Consider the following 17,298-nt stretch of genomic DNA (forward strand, 5'->3'; position numbering starts at 1 on the left):
CGGGGTTTTTTGGTTCGGGGCTAGCCTTTTATCTCGTGATCGAGCCGTTGGCGGGCAATTTCCTCGTGACGGTCCGCGCGCTGTTGATCCAGAAGTGAGCGTTCGACAAAGCCCATGTGCGCCTCCACCGCCTGTCGCGCCGCGTCGGCGTTGCGGGCCATAAGCGCGTCGTGAATGGCGCGGTGTTGTTCGAGCAGAACGGACCGGGTGGTCTGCTGCCGAAACATGACCTGGCGGTTGTAGAAAACGCCGCCGCGCAGCAGTTCGTACATGGACCGCATCATGTGCAGCATCACGACGTTGTGGCTCGCCTCGATGATGGCCATGTGAAACTGCGCATCAAGCGCGGCTTCTTCTTCGGGAGTGGCGGTGCCGTGGGCTGCTTCCATCTTGTGAAACACGGTGCTGACCACCTGCAGATCGGTGTCCGATCCCAGCCGTGCGGCACGTTCGGCGGCCAGCCCCTCCATGTCGCGGCGAAACGACAGATAGTCTATCGCGGCCTCCTCGTGGCGACCGAACAGCGCGATCAGCGAGGGCGAAAAGGCCGAGCCGAGGACATCCGCGATATAGACGCCGGCGCCCGGTTTCGTGGTCAGCAGGCCCGTGCTTTGCAACTGCGCGATGGCTTCGCGCAGGGACGGGCGCGAGACGCCCAGCCGTTCGGCCAATTCACGCTCGGAGGGCAGCCGCTCTGCGGGGCGCAGGATACCACGCAGGATCAACTCTTCGACCTGCCGGACAACGGCGGCAGAGAGTTTTTCGGGGCTGACGGGACGGAAGGGCATGGCGGGTCCTCTGTATTGGTCAATTTATATGACCGGTTCGGCGGTTCATCAAGGCTGCCCACGATTGCGCATGAGGCCGCGCCGTTCACGAAGTGTTAACGAAAGACCTGAACACTCGTTTCATGCACCGCGTCACCGTCGCAAGCCTCGCCCTATGTTTGTTCACCGCCGCCTGCAACACGGCGGGGCCGGATTTTCGCGGCCTGCCCGCTACGACAGTGACCGTAGATGGGTCGACCTTCGATGTGCGCGTGCGCGATGAATTGGCCGAGGCGATCCGCACCACTCCCGAATACGCCCCCCGCTTTGGTCCGATCCGCGCGCGGGCGGCGCGGGCGATGGCGATGGTCAGCGGTTGTGAAGTGCGTGAGGTGCGCGGCGATCAGGCGCAGGCAACGGGGATTCTTGACTGCGGCAAGAATCGGCGTCGTCCTGCAGGGGGTGCACCTGCAGGGCTGGCTTGCGCAACTGTTACCGGTTCCGCCCTTGGGGCGTTGGGGGGTAGCACTGTCGCGTTGGATTGCGCGCCGCTGTAACCGCAATATGTTGGGGATAACTTGCCGTGTCATGCTGTCTGTTGTGTCTGGCGGTTGACACGAGGCCGCCGAAACCGCAACGCTGACGGCCAATCGAGAATCACGCGCCAAGGCGGACCATGCGCTTTTCCAAACTCAGGCTTACAGGCTTCAAAAGCTTCGTGGACCCGACCGATCTTGTCATCGCGGACGGGCTGACCGGCGTTGTCGGGCCGAACGGATGTGGCAAATCCAATCTGCTTGAGGCGTTGCGATGGGTGATGGGGGAAAACCGGCCCACCGCGATGCGCGGCGGCGGGATGGAGGACGTGATCTTTGCCGGTGCGTCCACGCGACCCGCGCGAAACTTTGCCGAAGTGTCATTGCACATTGATAATTCCGAGCGTCTGGCCCCGGCGGGGTTCAACGACGCGGACCAACTGGAAATCGTGCGGCGGATCACACGGGACGTCGGCAGTGCCTACAAGGCGGCGGGCAAGGACGTGCGTGCGCGCGACGTACAAATGCTGTTTGCGGATGCCTCCACCGGCGCGCATTCCCCGGCGCTGGTGCGGCAGGGCCAGATCTCTGAGCTAATCAACGCCAAACCGAAGAACCGCCGTCGGATCCTCGAGGAGGCGGCAGGGATTTCTGGGCTCTATGCGCGCAGGCATGAAGCGGAGCTGAAGCTGAACGGGGCCGAGACCAATCTGGCGCGGGTCGACGACGTGATCGAACAGTTGGCTGCGCAGCTTGCGCAGCTTGCGCGGCAGGCCCGTCAGGCGGCGCGCTACCGCGAGATCGGGGACCGGTTGCGGCGGACGGAAGGCATGCTGTTGTATCGCCGCTGGCGCGAGGCGGATGATGCGCGCGCGCGAGCCGAGGATGAGTTGCGCGGCCGGGTGACGGCCACCGCACAGGCCGAGGGTCAGGTGCGCACCAGTGCGAAGGCGCGCCAGACCGCCGAGGACGCGTTGCCGGCGCTGCGCGAGGAAGACGCGATTGCGGCGGCGGTCGTGCAGCGGCTGACTGTCCAGCGTGATACGCTCAGCGACCAGGAGGCGCGCGCCCGGTCGCAGATCGACACGCTGGAAAGCCGCATTGCGCAGCTTGCCCGTGATATCGAGCGCGAGGCCGGACTGAACAAGGATGCGGACGAGACGATTGAGCGGCTGCAGTGGGAGGCGCGCGCGCTTGAGAAAGCGGGCGTGGGCCATGATGCGGCGCTGGAAGCGGCAGCGCAGGCCGCACGCGAGGCGGCGGGCGTTTTGCAGGCGCGCGAGGCGGATCTGGCCCAGCAAACGGAGGATGTGGCACGGCTTGCCGCGCGGTATGGTTCAGCGGAACGGCTGTTGGACGACAATCGCAAGTTGCGGGACAGGTCCGAAGCCGAAGCGGTACGGGCGCGCGAGGCCGTGGCGTCAAGCACGGCGGCGCTGGCCAGAGCCGGTTCGGATTTCGAGACGGCGCAGGCGGATGAAGGTGCTGCCGTGGCCAGCGCCGAAGCGGCGGAAGCCGCGCTGAACGCGGCAGAGGAGCAGCGCGCGCAAACCCAGGCGCGCGAAGCGGATGCGCGCGGCGAGCGGTCGCAGGCGGAGGGCGAGATGAACGCGTTGCGCGCCGAGACGACAGCACTTGCGAAGCTGTTGGAGCGCGACACCGCGGAGGGCGGGCAGATCCTCGACCGGTTGCAGGTGGAGCATGGGTTCGAGAAGGCGTTGGGCGCCGCCCTTGCCGATGATCTGCGCGCGCCCGAGGTCGATGCCGACGGGCCGTCGGGGTGGTCCGTGCTGCCGCCCTATGACGTGGCGCAGCCGTTGCCGGAGGGGGTCACCCCACTGACGCACCATGTGTCGTGCCCCGATGTTCTGGCGCGGCGGATGGGGCAGGTTGGTCTTGTCGATGCGGATGCAGGGCCCCGGTTGCAGGCCACGCTGAAGCCCGGTCAGCGGCTGGTCTCGCCCGAGGGTGATTTGTGGCGCTGGGACGGGCTGCGGGCCTGGGCAGAGGATGCGCCTTCGGCCGCCGCGTTGCGGTTGCAACAGCTGAACCGGCTTGAAACGCTCAAACAGGGGCTGGAGCAGGCGAACAACCGCGCGGAAGGAGCGCGGGCGGCGCATGAGAGCCTCAGCGCGCTGCTGGTCGAGCAGACCGAAACAGACAAGGCGGCGCGGGCCGCGCGGCGGGATGCCGACCGTGCCGTCGCCGATGCGGGCCGCGCGTTGAGCCGTGCGGAGGCGGACCGGAATTTGGCGCAAGGGCGGTTGGAGTCCCTTGGCCTTGCGGTGACGCGCCACGAGGAAGAGGCGATGGCCGCGCGTGCGCGGGTGCTTGAGGCCGAGCGCGCTTTGACAGAACTGGGCGATCTGACGGAGGCACGCCATGCCATCGAGGATCTGCGCCTGACGGTCGAGGCCGCGCGCATCACGATGATGTCGCGCCGGTCCGCCCACGACGAAATGCGGCGCGAGGGCGAGGTGCGGCTGAAACGGACGCAGGAGGTGACTAAGGAATTAAGTGGATGGCGGCACCGTCTGGAGACTGCGGAAAAGCGCAGCGCCGAGTTGGTGGCACGCAAACAGGCGTCCGAGGCGGACCTCGAGGCGGCGCAGGCCGTTCCGGCGGAGCTTGCCGCGCAGCGTGACGCGCTGAGCCAGCAGATAGCGCAGGCCGAGGCACGGCGCGCGGCCGCCGCCGATACGCTGAGTGTGGCCGAGCAGACGTTGCGCGACACGACGCTGGCCGAGCGTGAGGCGGAGCGCGCGGCATCCGAGGCCCGCGAGGCGCGCGCGCGATCCGAAGCGCGCAGCGATGCGGCCAGGGAAACCGCCGCCGCCGCCGCCGAACGGATCGGCGAGGACCAGCATCTGACGCCGAACCAATTACTCACGCGGCTGGATGTGAACCCCGATCAGATGCCGGGCGCGGACACGCTGGAAGCGGATGTGAACCGGCTCAAGCGGCAACGGGAAGCGTTGGGCGCTGTCAATTTGCGCGCGGACGAGGATGCCCGTGAGGTCCAGGAGGAGCATGATACTCTCGTTTCCGAAAAGACCGATCTGGAAGAGGCGATCAAGACCCTGCGTGCGGGTATTGCCAGCCTCAACCGCGAGGGGCGCGAACGTCTGCTAACGGCGTTCGAGCAGGTGAACAGCAACTTTTCGCTGCTGTTCACCCATCTGTTCGGCGGTGGTGAAGCGAATCTGGTGATGGTGGAAAGCGACGATCCGCTGGAGGCGGGCCTTGAGATCATGTGCCAGCCGCCGGGAAAGAAGCTGAGTACGCTGAGCCTGTTGTCGGGCGGGGAGCAGACGTTGACGGCGATGGCGCTGATCTTTGCGGTGTTTCTGGCCAATCCGGCGCCGATCTGTGTGCTCGACGAAGTCGATGCGCCGCTGGACGACGCGAACGTCACGCGGTTCTGTGATCTGCTGGACGAGATGTGCCGACAAACGGACACCCGATTCCTGATCATCACGCACCATGCGGTGACTATGGCGCGGATGGACCGCCTGTTCGGCGTCACGATGGCCGAACAGGGGGTCAGCCAGCTTGTGTCGGTCGATCTGAAGAAGGCCGAAAAGCTGGTCGCCTAGGCGCTATTGTGGCTTCTTGTGTTCGATCGGGCCACCGGCTTTCTCCCAGCCGCCGAAACCGTCCTTCAGGTGCGCCGCCTCAAAGCCCATGTCCTGCAAGGTTGCCACGGACAGGGCCGAGCGCCAGCCCGAGGCGCAGTGAAAGACGAATTTCTTGTCCTGCGCGAAGATATCCCTGAAATACGGGCTGTCGGGATCGACCCAGAATTCCAGCATACCGCGCGGGCAGTGAAAGCTGCCGGGGATAAAGCCGGTGCGCTCACGCTCGCGCGGGTCGCGCAGATCGACGATCTGCACGTTCGGGTCATCGACCATCGCGATGGCGTCTGTCGTTTCGATTTCCTCGATGCGCGCGCGGGCCTTGGCGACCATTTCTGCGGCGGTTGTCTTGAGTGCCATTGACGGCTCCTTTTCTGGTCAGAGTTGGGACAGGAGGGCGGGAGTGGGCCATGCATCGACGGGCAGGCCGAGACGCTGTTGTTCGGCGCGGATCGCCTGACGGGATTTCGCCCCCAGAATGCCGTCGATCTCGCCCACGTCATAGCCGCGCGCGGCAAGCTTGGTTTGCAATGCTTTCATCTGGTCGCCGTCCAGGCCGGTTTCGGACGTGCCCGCGTCGTAGACTGGCGCGCCTTGCAGCCGTGTGGCGAAATACGCGGCGGTCAGAACGTAGGTAAAGCTTTGGTTCCATTCGAAATAGACCCGGAAGTTGGGGTATGTGATGAAAGCCGGGCCGCCGCGTCCCTGCGGCAGAATGAGTGAGGCGGGCAGGGCTTCGGCCAAGCTGCCATCGCGCGGGGCGACGCCCAGCGCGGCCCATTCGGCGCCTGTTTTGGTGGTTTCCAGCCCGGTCAGGGACCAATCGAAGCTATCGGGCAGGCGCACCTCGTCGATCCAGGGCTCTCCCGCGCGCCAGCCCAGCGCCGAGAGCATCTTGCCCCCCGACATCAGGGCATCGGGCACTGAGGTTTTGAGGGTGACGCGCCCGTCGCCGTCGCCGTCGGTGCCGTTTTCAAGAATGTCGCGGGGGAGCATCTGGACCATGCCGATCTCGCCCGCCCATGCACCCGTTGTTGTCGTCGGATCGAAATCACCGCGTGCGAACAGTTCGATTGCGGCGAAAATCTGCGGGCGGAACAGTTCGGGGCGTCGGCAGTCGTGCGCGAGGGTGACGAGCGCATTGGCCGTATTGAAATCGCCCTGAAACGCGCCGTAGTCGGTTTCGAACGCCCAGAAGGCCAGCAGAACGCCACGGTCCACGCCGTAGGTGCTTTCGATCCGGTCAAAGATCGCGTCGTATTTCTGACCGTTGCGTTTACCGCGGGTGATCCTGTCCGCGGAAATGAGGCGACGGGAAAAGTCGATGAACGGGCGCTGGAACACGCCCTGCGCCGCATCGGCCCGCAGTACCGCGGGATCGGGACGGACGCTTGCGAAGAAGCGGTCGCTTGTGGTGGCGTCGAGGCCGCGTGCTGTGGCTTCTGATTTGAGGCCGTCGATGAATTCGGGGAAAGAGCCGCCGCAGGGCACTTGCGCCGATGCGAGGGTGGATGCGAGGCTCAGAGTCGCGGCGATAAGTATGGAGCGCATGTAAATTCCTTGGTCTGGTCCTGTCAGAAAAGGGCAAGCGCCATCGCCAGCCCCATAGCGAGTGCCCACGCGATCCAGAGATGGCGTATGGCGGCGTCGATCTGCGCTGGTCCGATGACGCGCGCCCCCGCGCCGCCGACCCAAGGGAAATCGTGCATCTGCCCATCATAGGCGCGCGGACCGGCAAGCGCCACACCAATGGCGCGCGCCATCGCCGCCTCCGGCCAGCCCGCGTTGGGCGAGCGGTGCAGCCGTGCATCCGCCACGATACCGCGCCACGCATGCGCGACACCTGCCGGCACCCCAATGAGGGCGCAGGTCAGGCGCGCCGGTATCCAGTTGAGTAGATCGTCCAGGCGTGCGGCGGGTTTTCCAAAGTGTTCGTACGCCGGGGTACGGTATCCGATCATGCTGTCTGCTGTGTTGACGGTCTTGTAGACCAGCAGCCCGGGGAGCCCGCCGATGAGGAACCAGAAGGCGGGTGCGATCACGCCGTCCGACAGGTTTTCCGCCGCACTTTCGATTGCGGAGCGGGCAACGGCGGATCGGTCCATCGCGGCGGTGTCGCGGCTGACGATCATCGCCACGGCGCGGCGGCCATCCTGCAGCGAGACGCGCAGGCCGTCGGCGACCGCGCGCACATGCTGCACCAGCGACCGCTGCGCGAGAAGGATCGCGGCGACGGCTGTTTCCACCACCGGGCCTGCCTGCGCCAGACCCGTACCCAGTAGGGCCGCGCCGGTGGTCAGCAACAGGAGTGCTGCTGCGCCCTTGGCCAGACGGTTGCCCCCGTGGTTGAGGCGGCGATCAAGACCGGCGATGGCGCGTCCCATCAGGACTGCCGGATGCGGCAGTCGTGACCAGAGCCAGCGCGGCTCTCCCAGCGCGGCGTCCAGCAGCAAAGCGATGACAAGGCTGGCGGCGGTGCTCATGCCAGCGCGCTTTCGAGCCTGTTCCAGCCGTGGGGCGGGGGCAGTCCGATGCGCAGCCACCGTGGGTTATAGGGGAAGACCCGCGTCCAGATGTGATGCCGTGCGAGACGGTCCTGCCATTGGACCGCGTCCGCCACGTTGTAGAGCCGGAACAGTGTCGTGCCGCCGAGCGGTTCTGCGCCAGCGGAGCAGAACAGCCCGTCGAGGTGGGCCGCGTCCGTGACGAGACGGGTGCGGGTGCGCGCGGCCCATTCCGGATCGTTCAGGGCGCGGGTTCCGATTTCGATCGCCGGGCCTGCGACCGGCCAAGGGCCAAGCATCGCGGCCAGGTCCGACACCAGCTCGCACGTACCGATGACAAAGCCGAGGCGCAGGCCCGCCAGCCCCCAGAACTTGCCGAAGCTTTTGAGGATCAGGGTGTTGCCTTGTTCCGCCCGTGCGATCAAGGAAGCCCGTGGCATCACATCGCAGAAACTTTCGTCGATGATTTGCAGGGGGGCGTGCAGATCATCCGCGCTGAAGATGCGCCCGTCGGGGTTGTTGGGGTGTACGATCACCTGCGCGCCGGCCTCGGCGGGGTCGGATGCGGTGCGCCAGCCTGCTTGCGCAAAAGCGGCGGCGTGTTCGTTATAGGTGGGCGTGGCGATCTGGACGCTTGCGGCGGGTCGCAGGCTCGGTATCATCGCGATCGGGGCGGATGCGCCCGGCGTCGCCAGAACCGCCGCCGCATCTGGTATGCGCCAGAACCGCCGAGCCGCCGCGCTCAGCGCGTGTTGTGCAGCGGTATCTGGCAGCGCCGTCCATGCATCCGCTGGCAATGTGGGTACCGGGTAGGCGACAGGATTGATGCCGGTGGACAGATCGATCCAGTCCGCGCGGATACCGCCGTACCGGTCTGCTGCCGCATCCAGCCCACCGCCGTGATCTTTTTTCCGTAGGGTCAAGGGGTATACTCAAGGGTTGTGGTGTTGGCCGAAAATAGCCCATTCAGGCCCTTTCGAAAGCGGAAAATGGCGCATGGTCCGTTCGTGCGTTATAATGACAAATGCCGAGTGGATTCGTTAGGGATTTGTTAACTAAATCTGACGAAGCCTCAAGGAGCCAAGGGGGCTTCGGATGACACAGAACATGGTCCAGACTACGCGGGTACTGATCGTCGAAAGCTCTCCGGAGCTGGCGAAAGTATGGCTGCGGCATCTTGAACGTCAGGGGATGGAATGTGCCTATGCGGCGAGCCAGCAGGCAGCGGTCGCGCATCTGTCGGACCATACCGTCGATATCATCATTCTCGATCTGGTGATCGAGGACGGGTCCGCCCTGGCGATTGCGGATTACGCGAATTACCGGCAACCCAAGGCGCGGGTGATCTTTGTGACCAACACCAGCTTTTTCTCGGACGGGTCGATTTTTGCCCATTCCGCGAATGCGCGCGCTTTTGTGCAAAGCGGTACACCGCCAGAAGATCTGGCGGCACTGGTGGCGTATTACGGTCAGGAACTCAGCGCGGGTTAAGGAATGTCACCCCCTGTCGTGCGGTGCCATCCAGTCGATTTGCGGGTTGATCGGGATAATCCTGTGCGGATTGATCGTCTCATGGCTGTAATGATAGTGGCGCACGATGTGATCGAAATCGACGATGTCGGCGATGCCGTCCCATTGATATAATTCGCGGGTAAAGGCCCAGATGTTGGGGTAGTCGATGATCCGGCGCCGGTTGCATTTGAAGTGCTGGTGGTAGACCAGATCAAAGCGCAGCAGAGTGGTGAACAAGCGCCAGTCTGCTTCGGTAATGCGGTCGCCGGTGAGATACCGGTTGTCGCCGAGGATGCCTTCGATCCAGTCGAGACTGTCGAAGAGCGGCCCAACCGCGTCGTCATAAGCCTTTTGTGTGGTGGCGAACCCGGCTTTGTAGACGCCATTGTTGACCGTGTCGTAGATTCGCGCGTTCACCGCCTCGATTTCTTTGTGCAGTTCCGCGGGATAGAAATCGTCCGTATTGCCGGTGATCCCGTCGAAGGCGGTGTTGAACATGCGGATGATTTCCGAAGATTCGTTCGACACGATTGTGCCGCGCTCCTTGTCCCATAGTATCGGAACGGTCACGCGACCGGTAAAGTCAGGCAAGGCGCGGGTATAGAGATCGCGTGCGAAGGGCAGGCCGAACAGACGGTCCCCCGTGGCCCCCTCGAAATCGGTGTCGAAGGTCCAGCCCTCGCCAAGCATGTCCGGATGTACGACCGACACGTCGATGAGATCGGTCAGCCCTTTGAGCGTGCGGAAAACCATGGTGCGATGCGCCCAGGGGCAGGCGTGGCTGATGTAGAGGTGGTAGCGGCCCGCCTCGGCCTTGAACCCGGCATCACCCGAGGGACCGGCACTGCCATCGGCGGTGATCCAATTGCGAAATTTTGCGTCGTCACGCTCGAACTTTCCATCAGATTTCTCGGTGTCGTACCCTTTGTCGTGCCATTCGCCGTCGATCAGCATTCCCATGTGTATTCCCTTCCGTCAATCGTACCGTTGATTTCGAGATAGGGCAGATCGCCTGAAGTTACAGGGACGTCACCGCGCACAGCGGGTGCAAATTTGCACAACGCCGAGGATGCCCTAGAAAACCATTGATTTTCGCAGCGTTATGGCCGAGCGTGGAGTCCAACACCCGGAGGATCGACGCATGGATATTTTCCTTCCCAACGGATTTCAGCCCTCAGCGCGCACGGGTCTGTCATCGCGAACGCGGCCCCGCGCGTGTTCCGTCAAGGCGGGCGAAGCCGTGTTTCCGGTTTTGCGGATCTGGGATGGCGGTTTCGCCGTTACGGCAGATCTTGTGCCGGTGCTGTCAGGTCTGGTCGATCTGTACGACGGTACAGAGCATCTTGGACAATATGCGATCCGACGCTGCGAGACGGCGATGTCAGAGCGCAGTTTCGTTGTTCGACGTGCGCCATCGGTAAACTATGCCGCAGTGCCGGAGATGGACCAGCTTCAGGCGTTTCAGCGGCACGAGGGACGCAGATAGCGCGACGTCAGCCGAACGGGTGCCCAAGACGCGTGACGCGCCCAAGACACCACGCAGCCCGGTTACTGTAGATCCTTGAACGCCTCGGTCAGTCGGTCGCAGGCTTCCTGTACCCGCGCGCGCGGTGTCGCAAAGTTGAAGCGCAGGAAGCTGTCGCCGCCACTGCCGAAGGTCGGCCCGTGGTTTGCGGCGATGCCGGCCCCTTGCTCGACGCGACTGGTGAATTCTTCGCGGGTCATGCCGGTATCCTTGAAGTCGACCCAGGCCAGATAGGTAGCCGCCAGCGGCATTGACGTGAGGCCCGGAATGGCATTGACCGCCGTGTCGAACAGGCGCCGGTTGCCGTCTAGGTATTGCACGAGATCGTCGACCCACTGCGCCCCTTCGGGCGAATAGGCTGCCGTGGCCATGAACAAGCCGAAGCTGTTGGCGGAAAGGCCGAGCGCGGCCATGCGGGCGCCGAATTTCGCGCGCAGGTCCGGGTCGGCGAGGATCACGTTGCCCGAATGCGAGCCGGCGATGTTGAATGTCTTGGTGGTGGCGGTCATCATCACCAGACGGTCCTCGATCCCTTCGATCAAGCTCATCGGGGTGTGGGTGTGTCCCGGCATCACCAGATCGTGGTGGATCTCGTCCGATACCAGCACCAGATCGTGGCGCTTGGCGAAATCCGCGACGGCGCGCAGTTCTTCGCGGCTCCAGACGCAGCCGCCGGGATTGTGCGGAGAGCAGAGGATGACCATTTTCTCGCTGCCGGTCATTTGTGCGTCGTAGGCGTCGAAATCCATTTTGTAGCGGCCGTTTTCCTGCACCATTTCGCATTCGACGACGCGCCGTCCCGCTGCCGAGATCACGCGGGCGAAGGCGTGGTAGACCGGGGTGAACAGGACGATACCGTCGCCGGGTTCGGTGAAGGCATCGACGCACATCGCGGTGCCGTTGACCAACCCGTGCGTGGTAAAGATATGAGCGGGATCCAGATCCCAGCCGTGGCGTTCCGTCATCCACCACTGGATTGCGGCGCGGTAGGCGCTGTCGTCGCCGAAATAGCCGTAGACGCCGTGATCGGCCATGTCCTGCACGGCCTTTTGCACCACCGGTGCGGTGGCGAAATCCATATCCGCGACCCACATCGGAATACCGGTATCGGCGGGCACGTCGTAGAGCTTTGCCATCGCGTCCCACTTCACGCAGTGGGTGCCGCGCCGTTCGATCGGGGTGTCAAAGCTCATGTGTGATCTCCTGTCTGATGTTGCCGCAAACCTACCCGCTGCCGCCTTATGTGCAAGCCCCGCTTGCGAGGCGCGATGCGGTGTCCTACATGAACCCCATGAAACGCCCAATTCTATATCACCCCGACCCACGGTTGAAGAAACACTGCGCGCCCGTAGAGGATCTGACCGATGATCTGCGCAGTCTGGCCGATGACATGCTTGCGACGATGTATGACGCGCCCGGTGTCGGCCTTGCCGCACCGCAGGTCGGTGTGCTGAGCCGCCTCATCGTGCTTGATTGCGTCAAGGAGGAAGGCGAGAAGCCGCGCCCGATGATCATGTTCAATCCGCAGATCGTGGCGACGTCGGAAGAGTCGAACACCTACGAGGAAGGGTGTCTGAGCCTGCCCGAACAGTTCGCCGATGTGACGCGCCCTGCCGAGGTCGAGGTAAGTTGGATCGACCGCGACGGACATGAGCGGCGCGAGGGGATGGACCGGCTGTGGGCGACGTGTGTGCAGCACGAGATCGACCATCTGGACGGCAAGCTGTTCATCGACCATCTCAAGCCGCTGCGGCGACAGATGATCACCCGCAAGATGGTGAAGTTCAAACGCGAGCTGGCGCGCGGATGAGCGTTCTGCCCATCGTCCAGTGGCCCGATCCGCGCCTGATGGAGATCTGCGCGCCAGTGGCCGCGATCACGCCCGAGATCGAGACGCTGGCCGCCGAAATGCTTGAGACGATGTATGCCGCGCCCGGTCGCGGCCTTGCCGGTCCGCAAGTCGGCGCGATGATTCGGATGTTCGTGATGGACGCGGGCTGGAAAGAGGGCAAGCCGGATCCGCTGGTGTGCATAAATCCGATGTTGCAGGAAGTCGGCGAAGAGCGGGTGAGCAATAGCGAAGGCTGTCTGAGCATACCGGGCGTTAGCGCAGATGTGTCGCGGCCCTCGCAGGTGCAGATGGTGTGGACCGGCCTGAACGGGGCGCGGTTTGTGCAGAGTTTTGAAGGGTTCGGAGCTGTGTGCGTGCAGCACGAGCTGGACCATCTCGACGGGGTGGTGACATTCGACCACCTTGATGCGGATACGCGTGCGGCGCTTGAGGCGGTGTATCAGGAGCAGGCCGAATGACGGTGCGCCCGATCCTGCAGTGGCCGGACAGGCGGCTGCGCACGGCGGCGGCACCGGTGGAAGCCGTGACGGATGAGGTGCGACGGATCTGGCAGGACATGATCGACACGATGGATGCAATGCCGGGCGTGGGTCTGGGTGCGCAGCAGATCGGCGTGATGCTGCGGCTTGCTGTGGTCGACACGTCGGAGGCGCGCGACACGCGGATCAGGCTGGCGAACCCGAAGGTCATAGACGCGTCCGCGATCATGAACGTGCACGAAGAAGCCTCGCCCTGTTTGCCGGGTGTCTCCGCCAGGGTCAGCCGTCCGCGCGGCGTGCGCGTGCGGTATCTTGACGAGAGTGGCGCGGAGGTGGAACGCGATTTCGTGGGGCTTGATGCGACCAGCGTGCAGCACCAGATCGACCATCTGGACGGCAAACTGTATATTGACCGGCTGGGCAAGGTCAAACGCGACATGCTTTTGCGCCGTGCGCGCAAATTAAACGGCTGAGGGGCGGCATATGCGGGTGATCTTCATGGGAACGCCGGAGTTCTCGGTACCGGTGCTGGAGGCTTTGGTGGACGCGGGTCATGAGATCGCTGCCGTCTATTCGCAGCCGCCCCGCCCGGCGGGGCGCGGCAAAAAGGATAAACCATCGCCGGTGCAAGCCCGCGCCGAGGCGCTGGGGCTTGAGGTGCGGCACCCGGTGTCGTTGAAAACAGACGAGGCGCAGAAGGATTTCGCGGCGTTGCAGGCGGATGTCGCGGTGGTGGTGGCGTACGGTCTGATCCTGCCGCAGGCAATTCTCGATGCGCCGGCGCGCGGCTGTCTCAACATCCACGCGAGCCTGTTGCCGCGCTGGCGCGGGGCGGCCCCGATCCACCGCGCGATCATGGCGGGGGACGCGCGGACGGGGGTGTGCATCATGCAGATGGAAGCGGGACTGGATACCGGGCCGGTCCTGTTGCGCGAGGCGGTCGACATCGGCGCGCAGGAAACCACGGCACAGTTACACGACCGGCTGAGCGCGCTGGGCGCGCGGTTGATCACGCAGGCGCTGGACACACTGGACGATCTGACGCCGCAGCCACAGCCGGACGCGGGCGTGACCTATGCAGCGAAGATCGACAAGGCGGAGGCGCGCATCGACTGGACCCGCCCCGCAGCAGAGGTGGATCGCAGCATTCGTGGGCTGTCCCCGGTTCCCGGTGCGTGGTTCGAGCATGAGGGCCAGCGCATCAAGGTTCTGGGCTGTACGCTTGCCTCTGGCAGCGGTGCGCCGGGCGCGGTGCTGAGCGCGGATCTGGAGATCGCCTGCGGTGAGGGGGCCGTGAGGCTGACCCGATTGCAAAGGGCAGGCAAGGGTGCGCAGGATGCGCAGGCGTTTCAGCGTGGCGCGCAGATCGCCACTGGCACGGTTTTCATATAAGGAACAACCCCATGTTTCCCACCATGATCGGTACTGTCGTGATCGCGGGCATCGTCGGCTATCTGTCCGAAAAGACGGAATTCACCCATAACGGCATTTTACAGTCGATCATCATCTGCGTCGGCGGCGCGTTCGTGTTCTATTTCGTGCGGTTGATGTTCGGCTTCGGATTTGCGTCGCCCGGTTTGAACGCAATCGCGGCCTCCATCGGGGCGCTGATCATCGTGCCGTTCCACTGGCGGCGCTGACGGCCCTTGGACGTCAGCTTTTGGGTGGTGTGCTTTTGTAGACGGGCAGGTTCCAACCGAAAAGCACCGATCCCGCGCGCAGCACGAAGGTGACGGCAGCGCAGGCAAGCAATTCGTAAGGGTGCTGCGGCAGATACATCGTGAACAGAACGGCGGTGGCGGCACCGGCGAACGCGGCGGTGACGTAGAGCTCGCCCTGTTTGAGCACGAGGGGCACGTCGCCGACCACAACATCGCGCATCAGACCGCCCATGCACCCTGTAACCACCCCCATCAGGACCACGATCACCGGTCCCTGATCGAGATTGAGCGCGACGCCCGCGCCGGCGCCGACGGCCACCGGCAAGGCAAGCGCGTCGAGCCAGACCATCGCGCGGCGGCGGCTTTCCAGCAGGTGGGCCGAGAAAAACACGACCACCGCTGCGAGCGACGCAGCACCCAGATAGGACGGATCGGCGATCCAGAAAACAGGGTTCCGGTCGAGCAGCAGATCGCGGATCGTGCCGCCGCCGACGGCTGTCAGGCAGGCGATGAACATGAACCCCACCAGATCAAGTTGCGCGCGGCTGGCCACCAGCGCGCCGGTGATGGCAAACACGATGACTGACGCATAATCGAGCAGGCTCACAAGGGTCATGGCACCTCCGCCAAGGGGGATCATCTGGATTTGAATGGTGCCATGCCGGCGCGGGCAAGTTCGTCCGCGCGCTCGTTCTCGGGGTGGCCCGCGTGGCCCTTGACCCATTCCCATGTCACCGAATGGCGGGCGTTGGCGGCATCGAGGCGCTGCCAAAGCTCTACGTTTTTGACGGGTTTCTTCGCCGCGTTTTTCCAGCCGTTCTTCTTCCAGCCGTGAATCCAGCCGGTGATGCCGTTTTTCACGTAGTTGCTGTCGGTGACGATGGTGATCTCGGTCGCGCGGTCCAGTGTTTCCAGCACGTTGATGGCGGCCAGCAGTTCCATGCGGTTATTGGTGGTGTTGGCTTCGCCGCCTTTGAGTTCGCGTTCCTTGACGACGCGGTCGCCGTCCATTGCCTGCAACAGGGCGCCCCAGCCGCCGGGGCCGGGATTGCCCGAACAGGCGCCGTCAGTGTATGCGAAAAGCTTAGCCATATGCGGCGAGTGCTATCCAATCCGCATAGGTGCCGTCCAGCCCCTTATCGCGCCCTTCCGCCTTTTCGGTGATGGTAAATCCAGCCCCGCCGAGCAGGCCGCGCAATTCGTTCTCGGTGACGTAGGTGTACAGCCGTCCGAGGTTGTCGCGCTGCGTGCCGTTGCCCAGTTTCATTGCGATGTGCAGGCGGCCCTTGGGGACCAGAGCGCGGTGCAGCGCACCCAGAATGTCAGGCAGGGCTGCGCGGTCGGCGTGCAGGAGGCTGAAGTTGGCCCAGATCCCTCCGTAGATACCGGTGCCGTCGATGTCTTCGAACCGCTGTTGCAGAGCGGTGACGCCGGGATGTCGTGCGGCGAGCGCGACCATTTCGGCGACCGCGTCGACGGCGGTGACGCGCAGGCCCGCGCGCGCCATCGCGGCAGCGCTCGCCCCCGGCCCGCAGCCCAGATCGAGCGCCCGCCCGCCGCTGTCGAGATTCGCGATGAAGGCGGCAAGCAGGGGATCGGTCTTGTTGTGATCGTCCGTGCGGGTGGCATAATCGGCGTGTTTCGCGGCGTAGACGCGCAGCGTTTCGGGATCGCTCACAGGTAGGCCGTGAGGCCGAGGCAGGCCACAACGATTGCCGTGAGCAAAATGCGCAGCGACATCCACCATTGCGGCGCGAGACCCCAGGTCCAGAATGAAAAATCGATCAGCAGCAGGCCGACGAATCCGATGATCAGGTTCAGGCTGGCGCTGACCGGCCCGTTGCCCGTCATGAAGAACGCCCAGAGCGCGGGGATGACCGAGAGCACATAGCCGGTGGCGGCTTGGTTGCTCTCTGCCTTGGTCGCAAAGCCCCAGAGCACGCCCGACATGAACGACAGGATGATCGCGCCGTAGAAAAGCTGGACGTAGGGCCCGATGAAACGCGGACCCAGAACGCTGATCCCGAAATCAGCGGCGGCGGGGCTGAGCAGCGTCAAAGCGCCCCAGACAAACGGGATCACGCCGGCGAGGCCAAGAAGCAAGGGCGTGCGGGGGATTGGATGCATGTGGGACGGCTCCGTTAACGTGGGGGTCAGGCGCGTTCCAGCGCCAGCCGTCCGGCAAGTGCGGCAAAGATCGCGGCGAACGAACGCCCGAGCCATGCCATCACCTGTTCGGATCCGAGCAACCAGCGGCGCGCGGCGGCGGCGAAGATGCCGTAGAGCATGAAGACCGCGAAGGTAAGGCCCATGAAGATCGCGCCCATCAACGCCATTTCGGCAGTCGCGGTCGCGGCGTTGCCAGACAGGAACGGCGGCAGCAGCGCGAGGAAGAAGATCGAGAGTTTGGGGTTGAGGATGTTGATCAGCGCCCCGCGTCGCGCAATGATCCATCCGCTTTGCCGTGTGTCGGTGGCCGAGACATTCAGCGCGCCGCCTTCTTTCAGGCTTTGCCATGCGAGATAGAGCAGGTAGGCGACGCCGGCCCATTTGACAGCCGTGAAGAGGACCGCGGAGGTGTGCAGCACTGCGGCCAGCCCCAGAGTGGCCGCCGCCAGATGCGGCACGATGCCGAAGGTACAGCCCACAGCCGCCCAAAGCGCTGCCTGCCGCCCCTGGCCGAGGCCAAGGGCGAGGGTGTAGATCACGCCGGTGCCCGGAGCGACGACGACGACGAGTGCCGTGATGAGAAACTGGAACGTGATCAAGGCAATCTCCGCAGCGGTGCGATACCGCCAGCCTAGCCGCATCCGCGAATACTGCAAGG

General features: G+C 64.3%; 21 protein-coding genes. 9 read left to right on the forward strand and 12 right to left on the reverse strand.

From position 1 onward, the window contains the following. Positions 1 to 20 precede the first annotated feature (20 nt). Positions 21 to 788 carry an FCD domain-containing protein gene (locus Q1A06_RS16795; RefSeq protein ID WP_299566360.1) on the reverse strand — a complete coding sequence of 256 codons (768 nt, stop codon included), beginning with the start codon at positions 786 to 788 and terminating at the stop codon, positions 21 to 23. A gap of 122 nt (positions 789 to 910) precedes the next feature. Here Q1A06_RS16795 and Q1A06_RS16800 point away from each other — a divergent pair, with 122 nt between their 5' ends. Both Q1A06_RS16800 and smc read left to right on the forward strand, forming a co-directional pair. Next, positions 911 to 1,324: a hypothetical protein gene (locus Q1A06_RS16800; RefSeq protein WP_299566363.1), complete on the forward strand. Its 414-nt coding sequence runs from the start codon at positions 911 to 913 to the stop codon at positions 1,322 to 1,324. A gap of 119 nt (positions 1,325 to 1,443) precedes the next feature. Next, complete coding sequence (smc, locus tag Q1A06_RS16805) at positions 1,444 to 4,899, forward strand: chromosome segregation protein SMC (RefSeq protein WP_299566366.1); 3,456 nt, start codon at positions 1,444 to 1,446, stop codon at positions 4,897 to 4,899. A 3-nt stretch (positions 4,900 to 4,902) separates the two neighbouring features. Here smc and Q1A06_RS16810 read toward each other — a convergent pair whose 3' ends face one another. Genes Q1A06_RS16810 through Q1A06_RS16825 form a run of 4 tightly spaced genes read right to left on the reverse strand, consistent with a single transcriptional unit; the run spans position 4,903 to position 8,365 of the window. Beyond that, positions 4,903 to 5,298, reverse strand: a complete 396-nt coding sequence (locus Q1A06_RS16810) for a rhodanese-like domain-containing protein (protein ID WP_299566368.1) — start codon at positions 5,296 to 5,298, stop codon at positions 4,903 to 4,905. An 18-nt stretch (positions 5,299 to 5,316) separates the two neighbouring features. Then, positions 5,317 to 6,489, reverse strand: a complete 1,173-nt coding sequence (locus tag Q1A06_RS16815) for a lytic murein transglycosylase (protein ID WP_299566371.1) — start codon at positions 6,487 to 6,489, stop codon at positions 5,317 to 5,319. A 23-nt stretch (positions 6,490 to 6,512) separates the two neighbouring features. Next, positions 6,513 to 7,421: an adenosylcobinamide-phosphate synthase CbiB gene (cbiB, locus tag Q1A06_RS16820; RefSeq protein ID WP_299566374.1), complete on the reverse strand. Its 909-nt coding sequence runs from the start codon at positions 7,419 to 7,421 to the stop codon at positions 6,513 to 6,515. Next, complete coding sequence (locus Q1A06_RS16825; RefSeq protein WP_299566377.1) at positions 7,418 to 8,365, reverse strand: threonine-phosphate decarboxylase; 948 nt, start codon at positions 8,363 to 8,365, stop codon at positions 7,418 to 7,420. The genes cbiB and Q1A06_RS16825 overlap by 4 nt, the downstream gene beginning before the upstream one ends. Positions 8,366 to 8,537: 172 nt before the next feature. Between Q1A06_RS16825 and Q1A06_RS16830 the strand changes: the two genes are divergently transcribed. After that, on the forward strand, positions 8,538 to 8,933 hold the full coding sequence (locus tag Q1A06_RS16830; protein WP_299566380.1) for a response regulator: 396 nt from the start codon (positions 8,538 to 8,540) through the stop codon (positions 8,931 to 8,933). A 6-nt stretch (positions 8,934 to 8,939) separates the two neighbouring features. On the opposite strand, the gene Q1A06_RS16835 is transcribed toward Q1A06_RS16830, so the two are convergent. Then, positions 8,940 to 9,914 carry a glutathione S-transferase family protein gene (locus Q1A06_RS16835; protein ID WP_299566382.1) on the reverse strand — a complete coding sequence of 325 codons (975 nt, stop codon included), beginning with the start codon at positions 9,912 to 9,914 and terminating at the stop codon, positions 8,940 to 8,942. 181 nt (positions 9,915 to 10,095) lie between these two features. Here Q1A06_RS16835 and Q1A06_RS16840 point away from each other — a divergent pair, with 181 nt between their 5' ends. After that, entirely contained in the window at positions 10,096 to 10,440 is a 345-nt protein-coding gene (locus Q1A06_RS16840) for a hypothetical protein (RefSeq protein WP_299566385.1), read from the forward strand. 62 nt (positions 10,441 to 10,502) lie between these two features. Here the strand turns inward: Q1A06_RS16840 and Q1A06_RS16845 are convergent, their stop codons facing one another. After that, the gene (locus tag Q1A06_RS16845; protein WP_299566388.1) at positions 10,503 to 11,672 is read right to left on the reverse strand and encodes a MalY/PatB family protein; all 1,170 of its coding nucleotides are present in this window, start codon (positions 11,670 to 11,672) and stop codon (positions 10,503 to 10,505) included. Positions 11,673 to 11,770: 98 nt separating this feature from the next. Between Q1A06_RS16845 and def (Q1A06_RS16850) the strand changes: the two genes are divergently transcribed. The 5 genes from def (Q1A06_RS16850) to Q1A06_RS16870 are packed head-to-tail and all read left to right on the forward strand — an operon-like array spanning position 11,771 to position 14,450. Continuing rightward, entirely contained in the window at positions 11,771 to 12,289 is a 519-nt protein-coding gene (gene def, locus Q1A06_RS16850; protein ID WP_299566391.1) for a peptide deformylase, read from the forward strand. Beyond that, positions 12,286 to 12,789 carry a peptide deformylase gene (gene def, locus Q1A06_RS16855; protein ID WP_299566394.1) on the forward strand — a complete coding sequence of 168 codons (504 nt, stop codon included), beginning with the start codon at positions 12,286 to 12,288 and terminating at the stop codon, positions 12,787 to 12,789. Before def (Q1A06_RS16850) ends, def (Q1A06_RS16855) begins: the two co-directional genes overlap by 4 nt. Beyond that, a complete protein-coding gene (gene def / locus Q1A06_RS16860; protein WP_299566397.1) occupies positions 12,786 to 13,283 on the forward strand; it encodes a peptide deformylase in 498 nt (165 codons plus the stop codon). The genes def (Q1A06_RS16855) and def (Q1A06_RS16860) overlap by 4 nt, the downstream gene beginning before the upstream one ends. Before the next feature lie 10 nt (positions 13,284 to 13,293). Continuing rightward, complete coding sequence (fmt, locus tag Q1A06_RS16865; protein WP_299566400.1) at positions 13,294 to 14,202, forward strand: methionyl-tRNA formyltransferase; 909 nt, start codon at positions 13,294 to 13,296, stop codon at positions 14,200 to 14,202. An 11-nt stretch (positions 14,203 to 14,213) separates the two neighbouring features. Beyond that, the gene (locus tag Q1A06_RS16870) at positions 14,214 to 14,450 is read left to right on the forward strand and encodes a hypothetical protein (RefSeq protein WP_299566403.1); all 237 of its coding nucleotides are present in this window, start codon (positions 14,214 to 14,216) and stop codon (positions 14,448 to 14,450) included. Between the two features lie 13 nt (positions 14,451 to 14,463). On the opposite strand, the gene Q1A06_RS16875 is transcribed toward Q1A06_RS16870, so the two are convergent. Genes Q1A06_RS16875 through Q1A06_RS16895 form a run of 5 tightly spaced genes read right to left on the reverse strand, consistent with a single transcriptional unit; the run spans position 14,464 to position 17,239 of the window. Further along, a complete protein-coding gene (locus Q1A06_RS16875; protein ID WP_299566406.1) occupies positions 14,464 to 15,087 on the reverse strand; it encodes a trimeric intracellular cation channel family protein in 624 nt (207 codons plus the stop codon). A 20-nt stretch (positions 15,088 to 15,107) separates the two neighbouring features. Continuing rightward, the gene (gene rnhA / locus Q1A06_RS16880; RefSeq protein WP_299566409.1) at positions 15,108 to 15,563 is read right to left on the reverse strand and encodes a ribonuclease HI; all 456 of its coding nucleotides are present in this window, start codon (positions 15,561 to 15,563) and stop codon (positions 15,108 to 15,110) included. Then, entirely contained in the window at positions 15,556 to 16,149 is a 594-nt protein-coding gene (locus Q1A06_RS16885) for a class I SAM-dependent methyltransferase (RefSeq protein WP_299566412.1), read from the reverse strand. Before Q1A06_RS16885 ends, rnhA begins: the two co-directional genes overlap by 8 nt. After that, a complete protein-coding gene (locus Q1A06_RS16890; protein ID WP_299566415.1) occupies positions 16,146 to 16,598 on the reverse strand; it encodes a DUF3429 domain-containing protein in 453 nt (150 codons plus the stop codon). Before Q1A06_RS16890 ends, Q1A06_RS16885 begins: the two co-directional genes overlap by 4 nt. A gap of 26 nt (positions 16,599 to 16,624) precedes the next feature. Beyond that, positions 16,625 to 17,239 (reverse strand): LysE family translocator, encoded by a 615-nt coding sequence (locus Q1A06_RS16895; protein WP_299566514.1) that lies wholly within the window; start codon positions 17,237 to 17,239, stop codon positions 16,625 to 16,627. Positions 17,240 to 17,298: the final 59 nt, after the last annotated feature.

It is taken from the genome of uncultured Sulfitobacter sp., assembly GCF_947497275.1.
Lineage (GTDB): Bacteria > Pseudomonadota > Alphaproteobacteria > Rhodobacterales > Rhodobacteraceae > Sulfitobacter.

What these genes read in the sequence shown, in the direction of transcription:
- def (WP_299566394.1), top strand. Translation starts at nt 12,286, where the DNA reads ATGAGCGTTCTGCCCATCGTCCAGTGGCCCGATCCGCGCCTGATGGAG.
- def (WP_299566391.1), top strand. Translation starts at nt 11,771, where the DNA reads ATGAAACGCCCAATTCTATATCACCCCGACCCACGGTTGAAGAAACAC.
- smc (WP_299566366.1), top strand. Translation starts at nt 1,444, where the DNA reads ATGCGCTTTTCCAAACTCAGGCTTACAGGCTTCAAAAGCTTCGTGGAC.
- Q1A06_RS16845 (WP_299566388.1), bottom strand. Translation starts at nt 11,672, where the DNA reads ATGAGCTTTGACACCCCGATCGAACGGCGCGGCACCCACTGCGTGAAG.
- Q1A06_RS16830 (WP_299566380.1), top strand. Translation starts at nt 8,538, where the DNA reads ATGACACAGAACATGGTCCAGACTACGCGGGTACTGATCGTCGAAAGC.
- fmt (WP_299566400.1), top strand. Translation starts at nt 13,294, where the DNA reads ATGCGGGTGATCTTCATGGGAACGCCGGAGTTCTCGGTACCGGTGCTG.
- Q1A06_RS16800 (WP_299566363.1), top strand. Translation starts at nt 911, where the DNA reads ATGCACCGCGTCACCGTCGCAAGCCTCGCCCTATGTTTGTTCACCGCC.
- rnhA (WP_299566409.1), bottom strand. Translation starts at nt 15,563, where the DNA reads ATGGCTAAGCTTTTCGCATACACTGACGGCGCCTGTTCGGGCAATCCC.
- Q1A06_RS16815 (WP_299566371.1), bottom strand. Translation starts at nt 6,489, where the DNA reads ATGCGCTCCATACTTATCGCCGCGACTCTGAGCCTCGCATCCACCCTC.
- Q1A06_RS16890 (WP_299566415.1), bottom strand. Translation starts at nt 16,598, where the DNA reads ATGCATCCAATCCCCCGCACGCCCTTGCTTCTTGGCCTCGCCGGCGTG.
- def (WP_299566397.1), top strand. Translation starts at nt 12,786, where the DNA reads ATGACGGTGCGCCCGATCCTGCAGTGGCCGGACAGGCGGCTGCGCACG.
- cbiB (WP_299566374.1), bottom strand. Translation starts at nt 7,421, where the DNA reads ATGAGCACCGCCGCCAGCCTTGTCATCGCTTTGCTGCTGGACGCCGCG.
- Q1A06_RS16810 (WP_299566368.1), bottom strand. Translation starts at nt 5,298, where the DNA reads ATGGCACTCAAGACAACCGCCGCAGAAATGGTCGCCAAGGCCCGCGCG.
- Q1A06_RS16840 (WP_299566385.1), top strand. Translation starts at nt 10,096, where the DNA reads ATGGATATTTTCCTTCCCAACGGATTTCAGCCCTCAGCGCGCACGGGT.
- Q1A06_RS16875 (WP_299566406.1), bottom strand. Translation starts at nt 15,087, where the DNA reads ATGACCCTTGTGAGCCTGCTCGATTATGCGTCAGTCATCGTGTTTGCC.
- Q1A06_RS16795 (WP_299566360.1), bottom strand. Translation starts at nt 788, where the DNA reads ATGCCCTTCCGTCCCGTCAGCCCCGAAAAACTCTCTGCCGCCGTTGTC.
- Q1A06_RS16835 (WP_299566382.1), bottom strand. Translation starts at nt 9,914, where the DNA reads ATGGGAATGCTGATCGACGGCGAATGGCACGACAAAGGGTACGACACC.
- Q1A06_RS16870 (WP_299566403.1), top strand. Translation starts at nt 14,214, where the DNA reads ATGTTTCCCACCATGATCGGTACTGTCGTGATCGCGGGCATCGTCGGC.